Annotated in this window: 12 protein-coding genes and 2 pseudogenes; 12 read left to right on the top strand and 2 right to left on the bottom strand. The window is 67.9% G+C overall.

Annotated elements, in window-relative coordinates; genetic code table 11:
- Window positions 1–8: 8 nt before the first annotated feature.
- From murD to ACP694_RS16620, 6 genes are all read left to right on the top strand, one after another.
- Window positions 9–1,418 (top strand): UDP-N-acetylmuramoyl-L-alanine--D-glutamate ligase, encoded by a 1,410-nt coding sequence (gene murD / locus ACP694_RS16645; protein ID WP_426014185.1) that lies wholly within the window; start codon window positions 9–11, stop codon window positions 1,416–1,418.
- Window positions 1,419–1,492: 74 nt separating this feature from the next.
- Window positions 1,493–3,448, top strand: coding sequence for a PAS domain S-box protein (locus ACP694_RS16640; protein ID WP_426014184.1), 1,956 nt, complete (start codon window positions 1,493–1,495; stop codon window positions 3,446–3,448).
- A gap of 68 nt (window positions 3,449–3,516) precedes the next feature.
- Window positions 3,517–4,689 carry a putative lipid II flippase FtsW gene (gene ftsW / locus ACP694_RS16635; protein WP_426014181.1) on the top strand — a complete coding sequence of 391 codons (1,173 nt, stop codon included), beginning with the start codon at window positions 3,517–3,519 and terminating at the stop codon, window positions 4,687–4,689.
- Between the two features lie 55 nt (window positions 4,690–4,744).
- Complete coding sequence (gene murG, locus ACP694_RS16630) at window positions 4,745–5,830, top strand: undecaprenyldiphospho-muramoylpentapeptide beta-N-acetylglucosaminyltransferase (RefSeq protein ID WP_426014178.1); 1,086 nt, start codon at window positions 4,745–4,747, stop codon at window positions 5,828–5,830.
- Between the two features lie 58 nt (window positions 5,831–5,888).
- A complete protein-coding gene (locus ACP694_RS16625; protein WP_426014177.1) occupies window positions 5,889–6,236 on the top strand; it encodes a hypothetical protein in 348 nt (115 codons plus the stop codon).
- Window positions 6,226–6,756 carry a PIN domain-containing protein gene (locus ACP694_RS16620; RefSeq protein WP_426014176.1) on the top strand — a complete coding sequence of 177 codons (531 nt, stop codon included), beginning with the start codon at window positions 6,226–6,228 and terminating at the stop codon, window positions 6,754–6,756. Before ACP694_RS16625 ends, ACP694_RS16620 begins: the two co-directional genes overlap by 11 nt.
- On the opposite strand, the gene ACP694_RS16615 is transcribed toward ACP694_RS16620, so the two are convergent.
- Window positions 6,753–7,214 carry a hypothetical protein gene (locus ACP694_RS16615; protein ID WP_426014248.1) on the bottom strand — a complete coding sequence of 154 codons (462 nt, stop codon included), beginning with the start codon at window positions 7,212–7,214 and terminating at the stop codon, window positions 6,753–6,755. The genes ACP694_RS16620 and ACP694_RS16615 overlap by 4 nt on opposite strands.
- Window positions 7,215–7,304: 90 nt before the next feature.
- Here ACP694_RS16615 and murC point away from each other — a divergent pair, with 90 nt between their 5' ends.
- The 3 genes from murC to ACP694_RS16600 all read left to right on the top strand — a co-directional run bounded on the left by murC (window position 7,305) and on the right by ACP694_RS16600 (window position 11,562).
- The gene (gene murC, locus ACP694_RS16610; RefSeq protein WP_426014173.1) at window positions 7,305–8,723 is read left to right on the top strand and encodes a UDP-N-acetylmuramate--L-alanine ligase; all 1,419 of its coding nucleotides are present in this window, start codon (window positions 7,305–7,307) and stop codon (window positions 8,721–8,723) included.
- A 283-nt stretch (window positions 8,724–9,006) separates the two neighbouring features.
- Window positions 9,007–9,939, top strand: coding sequence for a UDP-N-acetylmuramate dehydrogenase (gene murB, locus ACP694_RS16605; protein ID WP_426014172.1), 933 nt, complete (start codon window positions 9,007–9,009; stop codon window positions 9,937–9,939).
- A gap of 216 nt (window positions 9,940–10,155) precedes the next feature.
- Complete coding sequence (locus ACP694_RS16600) at window positions 10,156–11,562, top strand: M20/M25/M40 family metallo-hydrolase (protein WP_426014171.1); 1,407 nt, start codon at window positions 10,156–10,158, stop codon at window positions 11,560–11,562.
- A gap of 99 nt (window positions 11,563–11,661) precedes the next feature.
- Here the strand turns inward: ACP694_RS16600 and ACP694_RS16595 are convergent.
- Window positions 11,662–11,789 (bottom strand): annotated as a pseudogene (locus ACP694_RS16595) (hypothetical protein); the annotation flags it as partial.
- Between the two features lie 118 nt (window positions 11,790–11,907).
- Here ACP694_RS16595 and ACP694_RS16590 point away from each other — a divergent pair.
- The 3 genes and pseudogenes from ACP694_RS16590 to ftsA all read left to right on the top strand — a co-directional run.
- Window positions 11,908–12,177 (top strand): annotated as a pseudogene (locus ACP694_RS16590) (D-alanine--D-alanine ligase); the annotation flags it as partial.
- Window positions 12,104–13,018 (top strand): cell division protein FtsQ/DivIB, encoded by a 915-nt coding sequence (locus tag ACP694_RS16585; RefSeq protein ID WP_426014169.1) that lies wholly within the window; start codon window positions 12,104–12,106, stop codon window positions 13,016–13,018. The pseudogene ACP694_RS16590 and the gene ACP694_RS16585, both read left to right, overlap by 74 nt.
- A gap of 31 nt (window positions 13,019–13,049) precedes the next feature.
- The gene (gene ftsA / locus ACP694_RS16580) at window positions 13,050–14,375 is read left to right on the top strand and encodes a cell division protein FtsA (protein WP_426014167.1); all 1,326 of its coding nucleotides are present in this window, start codon (window positions 13,050–13,052) and stop codon (window positions 14,373–14,375) included.
- The last annotated feature ends 200 nt before the right edge of the window (window positions 14,376–14,575 follow it).

The raw sequence follows: 14,575 nt of genomic DNA, 5'->3' as shown, positions 1-14,575 counted from the left end.
GGCGCGCCATGATCCCGGTCCGCGGCTTCGAGGGCAAGACCGTCGCTGTGTTCGGCTTGGGCCGGACAGGGCTGACGGCTGCTCGCGCCCTGATCGCCGGCGGGGCCAAGGTGGCGCTTTGGGACGAGAAGCCCGAGAGCCGCCAGGCCGCCGTGGCCGAGGGCCTGAACGTCGTCGATCTGTCGACCGGCGACTGGAGCGACTACGCCGCCCTGATGCTGTCGCCGGGCGTGCCGCTGACCCATCCCAAACCGCACTGGACGGTGGGCAAGGCCAAGGCGGCCGGGGTCGAGATCCTGGGCGACATCGAGCTGTTCGCCCGGACGGTCAACGCCGCGCCCGAGCACAAGAAGCCGAAGATTATCGCCATCACTGGCACCAACGGCAAGTCGACAACCACGGCCTTGATCGGTCACATCTTCACACAGGCCGGCCGCGACACCCGCGTGGGCGGCAATATCGGCGAGGGCGTGCTGGGCCTGGAAGACATGCACGGCGGCGCCGTCTATGTGTTGGAACTCTCGTCCTACCAGCTCGACCTGACCACCAGCCTGCACGCCGACGCCGTGGTGCTGCTGAACATCTCGCCCGACCATCTGGACCGTCACGGCGGCATGGACGGCTACATCGCCGCCAAGCGCAAGATCTTCCAGAACCAAGGCAAGGGCGACACCGCGATCATCGGGGTGGATGATCCGTGGTGCCAGCAGATCTGCACCGAGATCACCGCCGCCAACCGCCGCACCATCTGGCCGATCAGCGCCGGCAAGGCCATGGGCCGGGGCGTCTACGCCCTGCAAGGCATGCTGTACGACGCCACGGGTGACCGGGTGACCGAGATGGTCGACCTGTTGCGCGCCCGCAGCCTGCCGGGCCGCCACAACTGGCAGAACGCCGCCGCCGCCTACGCCGCCGCCCGCGCCCTCGGCCTGACCACCCAGCAGGCCTGCGACGGCCTGATGAACTTCCCGGGACTGGCCCACCGGATGGAGACCGTCGCCAAGATCGGCAAGGTTCGCTTTGTCAACGACAGCAAGGCCACCAATGCCGACGCCGCTCGCCAGGCGATGTCGAGCTATCCGAAGTTCCACTGGATCGCCGGCGGCGTGGCCAAGGCCGGCGGCATCGACGTTCTGGTCGATCTGTTCCCGCGCATCGCCACGGCCTATCTGGTCGGCGAGGCGGCGGAGGATTTCGGCAAGGCCTTGGAGGGCAAGGCCCCGGTGCGCCAGTCCGGCGACATCGCGACCGCCGTCGCCGCCGCCTATGCCGACGCGGTCGCTAGCGGCGAGGAGGCCATCGTGTTGCTATCGCCCGCCTGCGCCTCGTTCGACCAGTTCGCCGATTTCGAGCAGCGGGGCGAGGCCTTCCGCGTCGCGGTGATGGGCCTGGGCAAGCCGGCCGCCAAGCGGGCCTGACGGCGGCGGCGGAACCAATCACGCCGCTTTACCGTTGCCTGCCGCATGTACCTTTGCGCGCCGGGGGGCGAATAGTGGACCCACAGTCCCACAACATCGCGTCGCAAGACGACGACGGGCGCTATAAGCTTCTCGTCGATGCAATCACCGATTATGCCGTCTACATGCTCGATCGGGACGGCCGCGTCAGTAGCTGGAACCCCGGCCCCGAACGGTTCAAGGGCTACCAGCCGCACGAGGTCATCGGCCAGCACTTTTCCCAATTCTACACCCCCGAGGATCGCGAGGCCGGTGTCCCCGCCCGCGCGCTGCACCAGGCCGCCACCGAGGGGCGGTTCGAGCAGGAGGGTTGGCGCCTGCGCAAGGACGGTGGCCGCTTCTGGGCCCACGTTGTCATCGACCCGATCCGCCTGCCGTCTGGCGAGGTGGTGGGCTTCGCCAAGATCACCCGCGACCTGACGGAACGCAAAGCGGTTGATGAGGCCCTGCGCGGCAGTGAGGCGCAATTCAAGCTGCTGGTCGAAAGCGTCACCGACTACGCCCTTTACATGCTGGATCCGGACGGCCACGTCGCCAGCTGGAACGCCGGCGCCGCACGGATCACGGGCTACGCCGCCGATGAGATCATCGGTCACCATTTCTCGCGTTTCTACACCGAGGAAGACCGTCTCGCGGAGGGGCCCGAGCTCGCGCTGTGGACCGCCGTCGCTGACGGGAGGTTCGAAAAGGAGGGGTGGCGGCTTCGCAAGGACGGGAGCTGCTTCTGGGCGCATGTGGTCATCGACGCGATCCGTGACGACCGCGGGCGGGTGATCGGATTCGCCAAGATCACCCGCGACATCACCGAACGGCGTAACACTCAGCGCGCCTTGGACCATGCGCGCGAAGCCCTGTTCCAATCCCAGAAACTGGAGGCGATCGGCCAACTGACCGGCGGCCTGGCGCACGACTTCAACAACCTGCTGATGGCGGTGCTGGGTAGTCTGGAACTGGTGCGCAAGCGATTGCCCGTCGATCCGCGGATCACGCCGCTGATCGACAACGCGATCCAGGGCGCCGAGCGGGGCGCGGCGCTGACGCAGCGTATGCTGGCCTTTGCGCGAAAGCAGGAATTGCAGCTGCGCGCGGTGGACATCGCGACCCTGGTGCAAGGCATGACGGGGTTGCTACAGCGATCCATAGGGCCGTCCATCCATCTGCAAACCCAGTTCCCGGACGACCTGGCCTGGGCGTTCACCGACGCCAACCAGCTCGAAAACGCTTTGCTGAACCTTGTGGTCAACGCTCGGGACGCGATGCCGACAGGCGGCTTGGTCAGGATCGAGGCCACCAATGAAAGGATCGACCAGCAAGTGGTCGCTGGCCTAGCGCCGGGTGGCTATGTCCGGCTGACCGTGACCGACACGGGCGAGGGCATGGACGCCAAGACGGCCTCTCGCGCCACGGAGCCTTTCTATACGACCAAGGGCATAGGCAAGGGCTCGGGCCTGGGGCTTTCGATGGTCTATGGCCTGGTCGAGGAGTCCGGCGGCCGGTTGATCCTCCATAGCCAGCTCGGTGAAGGCACGGCCGTGGAATTGTGGTTGCGGCAAGCCAGCCCCGAAGACCAGCAACGCGTCGTCACCGACAATCTGGAAGCACTTCATCGCGACGAGATCGGCTCCCTGGTCGTTCTGGCGGTCGATGACGACGAACTGGTGCTGATGAACACCTCGGCCATGCTTGAGGAACTCGGTCATCGGGTTCTGAAGGCCTCGTCGGGCGCGGAAGCCTTGGCGACCCTGCAGCGCGAAGCGGTCGATCTGGTGATCACCGACTTCGCTATGCCACACATGACCGGAATCCAGCTGGTCGAAGCGATGCGCGCGCGGAACGCCCACATCCCCGTGTTGCTCACGACCGGATATGCTGAGCTGCAGCCGGGAGCCGGGGCCAACCTGCCTCGCCTGGCCAAGCCGTTCGGACAGGACGACCTCGAACGCGCGGTCCGGCAGGCCGCCGGCTCCACGGGGCGTCGGGCGGCCGAATAGTCGCCGCGCGGCGTGGTGTCTCGGCCGATCGAAACACTCGCTTAACCCTAAACTCCGACCTTCCGACGATGACGTTCCAGACCGCCCACGCCTTTGCCCGCACTGACCGTTCGCGGCTCGGCGTCTGGTGGTGGACGACGGATCGCTGGCTGCTCGGCGCCACGGCGCTGCTGGTCACCCTGGGCGTGTTGTTGTCCTTTGCCTCGAGCCCGGCGGCCGCGGCGCGGATCGGCATCGACGACCAGTTCCACTTCGCTGTGCGCCAGTGCGTGTTCGGGGCGGCCTCGGCGGTGATCGTGCTGTCGGTGTCGATGCTGGGGCCAAAGGGTATCCGGCGCTCGGCCTTCTTCATCTACATCGCTGCCATCGGGGTGATGGCCGCCCTGCCGTTCATCGGCCACAGCGCCAAGGGCGCGGCCCGCTGGCTGCTGATCGGCGGCTTCACCTTCCAGCCGTCGGAGTTCATGAAACCGGCCCTGATCGTGCTGGTCTCGTGGATGTTCTCCGAGGGCCAGAAGGGCGAGGGCGTGCCGGGCGTGTCGATCGCCTTCTTCCTCTATTTCATCGCCGTGGGCCTGCTGCTGATCCAGCCCGACGTCGGCCAGACCGTGCTGATCACCATCGCCTTCGGGGCCGCCTTCTGGATGGCCGGGGTGCCGATCTCGTGGATCATGGGCCTTGGAGCGGTGGCCGTCGGCGGGTTGTGCTCGACCTATTTCCTGTTCGACCACGTCCATGCCCGGGTGCAGAAATTCCTCAGCCCCGACCAGGCCGACACCCACCAGATCACCCGCGCCGCCGAGGCCATCCACGCTGGCGGCCTGTTCGGACGCGGTCCGGGCGAGGGCGTGATGAAGCGCCACGTGCCCGACCTGCACACCGACTTCATCTATTCGGTGGCGGCCGAGGAATATGGCCTGGTCTTCTCCCTGGCCCTGGTCGCCATCTTCGCCTTCATCGTGGTGCGCGGGCTCTACAAGGCCATGAAGCTGACCGACACCTTCGAGCAGGTGGCCGCAGCAGGCCTGTTCGTGCTGGTGGGCCAACAGGCCTTCATCAATGTGGCGGTGAACCTCAACATGATCCCGACCAAGGGTATGACCCTGCCGTTCATCAGCTATGGCGGCTCGTCGATGCTGGCTATGGGCCTGACCCTGGGCATGGCCCTGGCGTTGACGCGCAAGCGTCCGGGGGCCTATGGCGGGGCGGGAGAGTTCGACCAGGCGGGGGCCTTCGGCTGACGCTCCGGAGACCTGTCTTGCCCATGACCCGCTCGCGTTCTGGAGCCGCCCCGATATGAGCAAGCTTGTCGTCGTCGCCGCCGGGGGCACCGGTGGACACCTGTTTCCCGCCCAGGCCCTGGCCGAGACCCTGAAGGGCCGAGGCTGGCGCGTGGTGCTGGCCACCGACGAGCGCGGCGCGCTCTATGCCGACAAGTTCCCGGCCGAGGAGCGCCTGGCCCTGTCGGCCGCCACCGCCAAGGCGGGCGACCCGATCGGCATGATCAAGGCCGGTTTCGCCGTCACCCAGGGCGTGCTGCAGGCCAAGGCGGCGTTCAAGCGCCTGAACCCGGCGGTGGTCGTGGGCTTTGGCGGCTATCCCGCCCTGCCGGCCCTGCTGGCGGCGGTGACCGAGGGCCGGCCCACGGTGATCCACGAGCAGAACGCCGTGCTGGGCCGGGTGAACCGCTTCCTCGCCTCGCGCGCCACCGAGGTGGCCTGCGCCTTCCCGACCCTGGAAAAGGCCAAGCCCCGCGTCAAGGCTCGCGCCCATGTGGTGGGCAATCCCGTGCGGCCCGAGATCCGCGCCCTCTACGACGTGCCCTATCTGCCGCCCGAGGTGCAACTGCGGCTGCTGGTCACCGGCGGCAGCCAGGGCGCGCGCCTGCTGTCGGAGCTGGTCCCCGAGGCCATCGCCAAGCTGCCCGAGGAGATGCGCGGCCGGCTGAAGGTGCAGCAGCAGTCGCGTCCAGAGTCGATGGAAAGCGCCCGCCGCATCTACGCCAACGCCATGGTCGATTGCGAGGTCGCGCCGTTCTTCCGCGACATGGCCGGCCGCCTGCGCCAGGCGCACCTGGTGATCGGTCGGGCGGGGGCCTCCACCTGCTGCGAGCTGGCCGTCGCCGGCCGCCCTTCCATCCTGGTCCCCCTGAAGATCGCCGCCGACGATCACCAGCGCTTCAACGCCCAACTGCTAGAGGAGGCCGGCGGCGCGGCGGTGTGCCTGGAAGACGAACTGACCGTCGACGCCATGGCCGGCGCGCTCAACGCCTTGCTGAAGGACCCCGCGCGGCTTGGCCGCATGGCCGTGGGGGCGCGGTCGGTGGCCACGCCGGACGCAGCGGAAAAGCTGGCGGACCTGGTGGAACGGACGGCGCGGTAGGCGCCATTTGCCAATCATCCAAAAAACCTATATCTTCTATAGAAGCTATAGGTTCGCCATGCCCAGCCGATCGACCCATCTCGACGAAGATACAGACCTTCTGGTCGCGGAGACCGCGAAGCTGGAGGATCGCAATCCATCCCAGATCATGGCGGCCGCCGTGCGGTGGTATCTGCATCTGACGCCGGGCGCGCGCGATGCGATGCGCCGCATCGAGGCGATCGGCGCGCCGGCCGTCGAGGAGATCGGCTGGACCTTGAGTCGCGCCCTGCTGGAACGCGAATACGCCACCCTCGTCCGGCAGGGCGCGCGGTCGTTGAAAACGACCCTGACCGCCGAGGCGTCCGAGGCTGAGATCATGGCGGAAGCGACGCGCATGACCCGGCGGCCGGCGCGTGCCGACTAGGCTCTGCCTGGACCTCAACGTCTGGCTCGGCGCGATCCTGTCCGAACGGTTGGAGCGGCGCGGTACGGCGGCCCTGACGCTGGTCGAGGCGGTGCGGTCCGGCCCTAGTGCGCGCGGTCCCGTCGCCCTGGTCATTTCGTGGGGCATGCTGAACCGGCTTCGCGAGGTTTTGATCCGCTTTGATTTTGGCGGCGCGGAGGCCGATCGCCTCATTCAGGTTATCGCGACCCTCGCCCGCGACGGCCCATCCCTGACACTCGGCGGCGTCGGCGTTTTGCCGCTGGACGACGAGGAGGATCGGCACGTGCTGGAGACCGCCTTGGCCGGCGGCGCCGACATGCTCGTCACTCAGAACTTGAGAGACTTCGCGGGCCACGACGTACGGACCTTGATCACGGACCGATGGCACGGTGTCGAAACCTCCGCTGGCAAGCTGCTGATCGCCCACACCTACGCCGCTGCCGCTTGGCTGCGGGGCGAGGATTTCCCCGCCGAAGTGCGGGCGTTCCTGCAGCGCTAAGGCTCCGCACCTGTTGCGATCACGGGCCGACCGAGGGTTACAGCGTCTTCGACGCTGGTCGCCACCGACACGCTCGCATAGGGCCGCCAGCCGTCGCAGACGACCTTGGCCACCGCGTCGTCGGCGCCGCCCGTCGGGATCGCCGCCGCCGGACGCTGGTCGCCGCTGATCGGCCCCTCCTTGCCGCCGACCCGGACGCTGGAGAACCCGGCATGGGCGATGGTGCGGGCGTCGCAGTCGATCACCTCGTAGCGCCAGCCGCCCCAGAAGGCCTCGGTCCCGGCGATGAAGCCGTCCTCGGCCACCTGCAGCACGCGCAAGCGCGCCGTGCGACCCGTCCAGGTGACGCCGCCCATGTCCACGAAGGCGGCGAAGCGGCCGACGTCGGCCAGGCGCAGCTCCAGCGGCGCCTGAGCCAGGGCGGGAGAGGCGAGGGCGATGACGCCTCCCCCGAGCAACGCGGCGAAACGGAGGAGGAGAAGAAAATCCACGGCGCCTGCACCAAACATCCCGTTCCACCCCGTCGCCAAATCGTCTAATCGAGCCGGATGATCCAGCGTCGACGCCCCGTACCCTTCGAACTTGGCCCCGTGCACTTCATCGGCATCGGCGGCATCGGCATGTCCGGCATCGCCGAGATCATGCTGCGCATCGGCTACACCGTGCAAGGCAGCGACGCCAAGGCCAGCGCCAATACCGAGCGGTTGGAAAAGCTGGGCGCGCGGATCTTCATCGGCCAGGACGCGGCCAATGTCGAAGGCGCGTCGGCCATCGTCTATTCCACGGCGATCAAGGCCGACAATGTCGAGATGGCCGCTGGCCGCGACAAGCGCCTGCCGCTGGTTCGCCGGGCCGAGATGCTGGCCGAGTTGATGCGGCTCCAGTTCTCCGTCGCCGTGGGCGGCACGCATGGCAAGACCACCACCACCTCGATGGTCGCGGCCCTGCTGGACGCCGGGGCTCTGGATCCGACCGTGGTCAATGGCGGGATCATCAACGCCTATGGCACCAACGCCAAGGTCGGCGAGGGCGACTGGATCGTGGTCGAGGCCGACGAGAGCGACGGGTCTTTCCTCAAGCTGAAGTCCACCGTGGCCATCGTCACCAATATCGACGCCGAGCACCTGGACCACTGGGGCACCTTCGACGCGGTCAAGAAGGGCTTCCAGGACTTCATCGAGAACATCCCGTTCTACGGCTTCGCGGCGGTCTGCACCGACCACCCTGAGGTCCAGGCCCTCACCGCCCGGATCGAGAACCGCCGGCTGGTGACCTATGGCGTCAACCCCCAGGCCGAGGTCCGGGTCAGCAATATCGAGATGGGTCCCGAGGGCTCGAAGTTCGATATCCTGGTGTCGCCGCTGGTCGGCGAGCCGGTGACCTATGAAGGTCTGAAGATGCCGATGGCCGGGCATCACAATGTGCTCAACGCCACCGCCGCCGTCGCCGTGGCCCGCGAGCTGGGCGTCAGCGCCGACGACATCCGGGCTGGCCTGGCCAGCTTCGGCGGGGTGAAGCGTCGCTTCACCACCACGGGCGTCGCCAACGGCATCCGCGTGGTTGACGACTATGGCCACCACCCGGTCGAGATCGCCGCCGTGCTCAAGGCGGCCCGGGCGGTCACCGAGGGCAAGGTCATCGCGGTGGTCCAGCCGCACCGCTTCACCCGCCTGCGCGACCTGATGACCGAGTTCAGCTCGTGCTTCAACGACGCCGACACGGTGATCGTCGCCGACGTCTACACGGCCGGGGAGGCGCCCATCGAAGGTGTTGATCGCGATCACCTGGTCGAAGGCCTCAAGAAGTTCGGCCACCGCCGCGCCCTGCCGCTGGAAAGCCCCGCCGCCCTCCCGGCCCTGATCGCCGCCGAGGCCCAATCGGGTGACCTGGTGGTGCTGCTGGGGGCGGGGGATATCACGAGTTGGTCCTACGCCCTGCCGGGGCAGCTGGAAGCGCTGGCGACGTGAGCCGACGGGCGTGGACCATCGCCAAGGTGGTGCTGATCGTCCTAGCGATCGGGGACATTGCCTTTGGCGCCTGGCTCTCGAACGTTCTAACGGTGGCCCGACCGCTTAGCCCGCAAGGATCCTTCGTCGTTCCTTTCGCGACACATGGCGGAACGACCTACATTTCGCAGATCGATCAAACCCAGCACCGGATCGCCTTCTTCGGCGGTTTCGTGATCGTGGTTCTGTACCAAATCACGCGACGCCTTTCCGCAAAGCGCTCGCCTGGACCTCGCCTTACGACATGACCTGGAAAACCCAACTCCCCGCCGTTCGCGGCAAGCTGTTGTTCGATGAGCCGCTGGGGCCGTTCACCTGGTTCCGGGTCGGTGGTCCGGCCGACGTCTTGTTCCTGCCGGCCGACGCCGACGACCTGCGCGACTTTCTCAGCGCCCTGCCGGACGAGGTGCCGGTCCAGGCGCTGGGCGTCGGCTCCAACGTGATCATCCGCGACGGCGGCGTCGAGGGCGTGGTGATCCGCTGCGCCGGGCGGGCCTTTGGCGAGGTCACCGTCGACGTCGAGGAAAACCTGATCATCGCCGGTCCGGCGGCCTTGGACGCCTCAGTCGCCCGGGCGGCGGCCAAGGCGGGCCTGACGGGGCTGGAATTCTTCGTCGGCATCCCCGGCACGGTGGGCGGCGCCCTGACCATGAACGCCGGCTGCTATGGCCGCGAGACCAAGGACATCCTGGTCAGCGCCTGGGGCTATGACCGGACCGGCGAGATTCGGGTCTGGGACAATGCGGATTTCGGCTTCACCTATCGCCACACCCAGGTGCCTGCCAACAGCATGTTCTGGGTGCAGGCGATGTTCCGGGGCACGCCCGATGATCCGGCCGACGTGCGCGACCGCATGGCGGAAATTACCGCCCGCCGCGAGACCACCCAGCCGATCCGCGAGAAGACCGGCGGCTCGACGTTCAAGAACCCGCCCGGCCACTCGTCATGGAAGCTGGTCGACGAGGCCGGCTGGCGCGGCAAACGCTTTTCCGCGAGCGGGAAAGAGGGGGGCGGCGCGATGTTCAGCCCCCTGCACAGCAACTTCCTGATCAATACCGGCGAGGCCACCGCCGCCGACCTGGAGGGCCTGGGCGATACCGTCCGCGCCGACGTGCTGGCCAAGACGGGGATCCACCTGGACTGGGAAATCAAGCGCATCGGGCGGCCGGGGACTTAAAGGTCCTCCCCCTGTGGGGGGAGGCGGCGCGAAGGCGCCGGTGGGGGGAGTCATCCCACCTCACCAACACTCCCCCCTCCGTCGGCTGCGCCGACACCTCCCCCACAGGGGGAGGACCTTTTAGACTCCCCCCTCAAACGTTACCGATAGTTCATCCGGTTGTTGCCTATTCCCGGCGCGGAGCGATGCTATGAACCCTCCAACGAGGGAGTTTCCATGCGCCTGTTCCGCACGCTGCTGACCGCCGCCGCCACGACCGCCCTGCTGGTCGGTTCCGTTCACGCCCAAGACGCCGTCACCGCCGAAAAGCTGCGCGACAAGGCCCTGTTGGACCGCACCGCCTGGGATATCACCGAGGACCTGACCACCACGATCGGTCCGCGCCTCGTCGGCTCGCCGGCCATGGCCCGGGCCAAGGACTGGAGTGTGGCCAAGTTCAAGGCGCTGGGTTTCACCAACGTCAAGGTCGAGGAGTTCGCCAAGCCGTCCTGGACGCGCGGCGAGGAGTCGGCGCAACTGGTCGCGCCCTATCCGATGAAGCTGAACATCGTCGGCCTGGGCCGCACGGTGGCGACTCCGCCTGAAGGCCTCGAGGCCGAGGTGGCGTTGTTTCGCACCTATGATGAGATGATCGCCGCGCCGGAGGGGTCGCTGAAGGGCAAGATCGTCGTGATCACCCAGCCGATGGTCCGCGCCCAGGACGGCGCCGGTTACGGGGTCGCCGGGATCTCGCGCCGGGCCGGCCCGGTCGAGGCCGCCAAGCGCGGAGCCATCGCCCTCCTGATCCGCTCGATCTCGACCTCCGACTCCACCGTGCCCCACACCGGCGTCACCGCCTTTGGCGACGACGTGGTTTCGATCCCCTCGGCCGCCCTGGGCGTGCCGGAGGCCGAGCAACTGGAGCGTCTGGCCGCCAAGGGCGCGGTGCGCATCAAGCTGAAGCTGGCTTCGACCGTCGACCCCAAGGCAGTGGCCTGGAACATTTCGGGCGAGATCAAGGGCTCGCAGACCCCCGACGAGGTGATCGTCATCGGCGGCCACCTGGACAGCTGGGACGTTGGCACCGGGGCCCTGGACGACGCCACGGGCGTGGCCATCACCACGGCCGCCGCCAAGCTGATCGGCGACCTGCCCAAGCATCCCAAGCGCACCATCCGCGTGGTGATGTTCGGCTCGGAAGAGAGCGGCGGCTCGGCGGAAGCCTATGTCGACGCTCACAAGGCCGAGTTGCCCAAGATCGTCCTGGCCGGCGAGAGCGATACCGGCGCCGATCGGATCTACGCCCTGCAGATCCCCAAGGGTTCGTCCGGCCACCCGGCGATCAAGACCGCCGTCCGCGTGCTGACCTCGCTGAACATCTATCTCGACAGGCTTCCCTCGCCGCACGCCGGCTCGGACATCGAGGGCCTGGAGGCCGCCGGCGTGCCCGTGATCGGCCTCAAACAGGACGCCAGCCGCTACTTCGACTACCACCACACCATGGACGACACCCTCAACAAGGTCCGTCCGGGCGAACTGGCTCAGAATGTCGCGGCCTGGACCAGCTTCATCTACCTGATGGCCGACAGCGACATTGACTTCCGCGTGCTCAGCGCGGCGGCGCCGGCGGCGCCAAGCCATTGATCCAAGGCTGCGGAAGGTTCTCCTCACCCGCCAAGCGGGGGAGGTGGCGCGATGCGAATAGGCATCGTGACGGAGGGGGCGTCCTCCGGCGCCGCTGACGCCCCCTCCGTCACGTCGCTGCTAGCGACGCGCCACCTCCCGCGTTGCACGGGTGAGGACAAGAAGGCCCGCGTCGGACTCTTCGCCCGTGGGTCATTCCCGCGACCAAGTGATGCACGGACGGGCGGCGAAATTTGATCGTCCACAGGTTTCATGACCCCCGCCGCTATCCGACTGGAAAGCGCCTCTGATCACGCGTTTTTCACCCGAATTCCCCTTTGCGCGGGTTTCGCGCCCCGTCGCACCAAGCTTGACCATACCACTCTTGGTTGCCAAGGTGTGACCCGAAGTGACTTCCGTTATGACGACATTAACGACCTTCTGGTGTTGCTAGGGGTCAATACGCACCCCGGCATGACACCCACTTCGCTCGCTCTTGAGCAGGCGGACCAGGTTGGCGTCGCGTTTGATTGTTTAGTGTTCTGGATCGTGGAGGACGCTTATGCCCGCTGTAGTGCGGGGGGGACCGCGCAAGCCAGTGCGCCCCCGGGCCGAAGCGCCCGCAAGTCCGAATAAGGCCAGGCCGGCCGCGCGCAAGCCCGCGCCGCCGGTCGGGAAGCTGCACGCCGCTCGGAGCGGCGTGGGGGTATCGCCGAAACTCGCCCTCGGCGTGGCCGGCGCAGCCCTGGTCATCGCCCTGATCGCCACCCTGGCCACGGGCCACCGCCTCGAGCGCCTCGGTCAGGCCTTTGGCCGCGGGGTCGACGGCGAGTTCGCCGACCTCGGCTTCAAGCTGAAGACCGTGCACATCGAAGGCGCTTCGCCGATGGCTAAGGCCGACATCCTGGCCGCCTCGGCGCTCTATCTCGACCAGCCGACCCTGGGTTTGGACCTGGCGGGCCTGAAGGCGCGCGTCGAGACCGTGGGCTGGGTCAAGTCGGCCAAGGTCGCGCGCCTGTTGCCCGACACCGTGACCATCACCGTCGAGGAGCGCCCGGCCCTGGCCGTGTGGCAGCACTCCGGGTCCATGCGGGTCATCGACGCCGAGGGCCGGATCATCCGCGAGGCCGACGCCGCGCGCTTCCCGCAACTTCCGCTGGTGGTGGGGCAGGGGGCCGACCAGGCAGCCGGCGCCATCCTGCCCGCCGTCAACGCCCGGCCGCGTCTGCGTGACCGTCTTGAGGCGCTGGTGCGCGTCGATGACCGTCGCTGGGACCTGCGGTTGAAAGATGGGTCACTGATCCAGCTTCCAGCCATTGACGAAGAGTCCGCGCTGATTCAATTGGATCAGCTCGACCAAAGACAACGAATCCTCGATCTAGGCTTCGCGCGCATTGATTTGCGCGACCCCGAGATGGTGGCCGTGAGACCTCGCGACTCGGTGCTGCCTGGGCAGCCCGTGGCCGGCGGGGCGTAAAGTAAAAGATGGGCATGAGGTGGCTTTAACGATGTCCCGACTGGATGACCGGAAACAGGCCCGCGAAGGCCTGAAGGCGACGCTCGTGCGCCAGCCGGCGGTCGCTGCCGTCGACCTGGGCGCGTCCAAGGTCACCTGCTTCATCATGAAGCCGGATGGTATTCACCGCGACAACCGCACCCTGACCACGGCCGGCGTTGGCTATGTGCAGTCGCGCGGCGTGCGGGGCGGGGCGATCGTCAATCTGGACGAGGCGGCCCAAGCCATCGCCCAGGCCGTCGAGCGGGCCGAGACCGTGGCCGGCGTCAATGTCCAGGGCGTCAGCGTCTGCACGGCCGGCGGCCAGCTGGCCAGCCACCGCGTCACCACCCAGGTGTCGCTGGGGGCCCGGCCAATCGCTGACGGCGACCTGTCGCGCGCCATTGCTTCGGCCCTGGCGCAGGTTCGCATTCCCGGCCGCAAGCCGATCCACCTGCTGCCGATCGCCTGGTCGGTCGATGGCCAGAAGGGCGTGCGCGATCCCCGCGCCATGTTCGGCCGCGCGCTGGGCCTGGAGCTGCTGGTCGTCTCGATCAACGAGAACGTCTTCCACACCCTGGCCCACTGCGTCGAGCGCGCCCACCTGTCCTTCGAGGGCGTGGTCGCCGCGCCCTTCGCCTCGGCCCTGGCGGCCCTGGAAGAGGACGAGATGGACCTCGGCGCCGTCTGCATCGATATGGGCGGCGGCTCGACCTCAGTCGCCGTGTTCAACCAGGGCGCCCTGTGCCACGTCGACAGCCTGGCGGTCGGCGGAGGACACGTCACGCAGGACATCGCGCGCGGCCTGCAGACCTCGGTCGCCGGCGCCGAGCGCATCAAGACCCTGCACGGCAGCGCCATCGCCTCGGCCAACGAGGACCGCGAGATGATCGAGGCCCCGCCGCGCGGCGATGACCCCGGCGCTGGTCCGGTGATCGCGCCCCGCTCCCTGCTCAAGGGCATTATCCAACCCCGCGTCGAGGAGACGCTGGAACTGCTGCGCGAGCGCCTCAAGGCCTCGGGCGCGCCGGTCGAGCCGGGCGCCGGCATCGTGCTGACGGGCGGCGCCAGCCAACTGGCTGGCGTGCGCGAAGTGGCCGTGCGGGTGTTCGATCGTCCCGTCCGCCTGGGCCGTCCGCGCCGGGTGCCGCACCTGGCCGACGCCGCGTCGGGTCCGGCCTTCTGCGCCGCCGCCGGCGTGCTGCACCGCTCGGCCTTCGGTCCGCGCGAGGTGGTCTCGCCCAAGGCCCTGGCCGGCGCCGCGATCCGCAAGCGCCCGATGGACCCCAACGCCAGCGCCGTCGCCAAGGCGGCCGCCTGGCTGCGGGATAATCTGTAAGCCTTAAATCCCTTCATCCCGCCGAAGGTCGGGACCCAAGCGGCTGATCCGGACCGGCGCATGCGCACGGGACTTCCGTGACCTTTATGGCCCGCCCGGCTTAGGTCTCGACTTTTGTCGGGATGAAAAGATAGAGGGTCGAGCGGTTTCAAGCTTCACCGAGCCCCGTTCGCCCGAACACGGCGCGGGCGGCTGTAAAT

Source organism: Caulobacter sp. DWR2-3-1b2, assembly GCF_049896345.1.
Classification (GTDB): domain Bacteria; phylum Pseudomonadota; class Alphaproteobacteria; order Caulobacterales; family Caulobacteraceae; genus Caulobacter.
This window is presented reverse-complemented; position numbering and strand designations above follow the sequence as displayed.

Bases quoted from the DNA above. Each gene is read 5' to 3' on its own strand.
- ACP694_RS16625 (WP_426014177.1), top strand. From the start codon at position 5,889: ATGCCCAGCCGATCGACCCATCTCGACGAAGATACAGACCTTCTGGTC.
- murB (WP_426014172.1), top strand. From the start codon at position 9,007: ATGACCTGGAAAACCCAACTCCCCGCCGTTCGCGGCAAGCTGTTGTTC.
- murD (WP_426014185.1), top strand. From the start codon at position 9: ATGATCCCGGTCCGCGGCTTCGAGGGCAAGACCGTCGCTGTGTTCGGC.
- ACP694_RS16600 (WP_426014171.1), top strand. From the start codon at position 10,156: ATGCGCCTGTTCCGCACGCTGCTGACCGCCGCCGCCACGACCGCCCTG.
- murG (WP_426014178.1), top strand. From the start codon at position 4,745: ATGAGCAAGCTTGTCGTCGTCGCCGCCGGGGGCACCGGTGGACACCTG.
- murC (WP_426014173.1), top strand. From the start codon at position 7,305: ATGATCCAGCGTCGACGCCCCGTACCCTTCGAACTTGGCCCCGTGCAC.
- ftsW (WP_426014181.1), top strand. From the start codon at position 3,517: ATGACGTTCCAGACCGCCCACGCCTTTGCCCGCACTGACCGTTCGCGG.
- ACP694_RS16585 (WP_426014169.1), top strand. From the start codon at position 12,104: ATGCCCGCTGTAGTGCGGGGGGGACCGCGCAAGCCAGTGCGCCCCCGG.
- ftsA (WP_426014167.1), top strand. From the start codon at position 13,050: ATGTCCCGACTGGATGACCGGAAACAGGCCCGCGAAGGCCTGAAGGCG.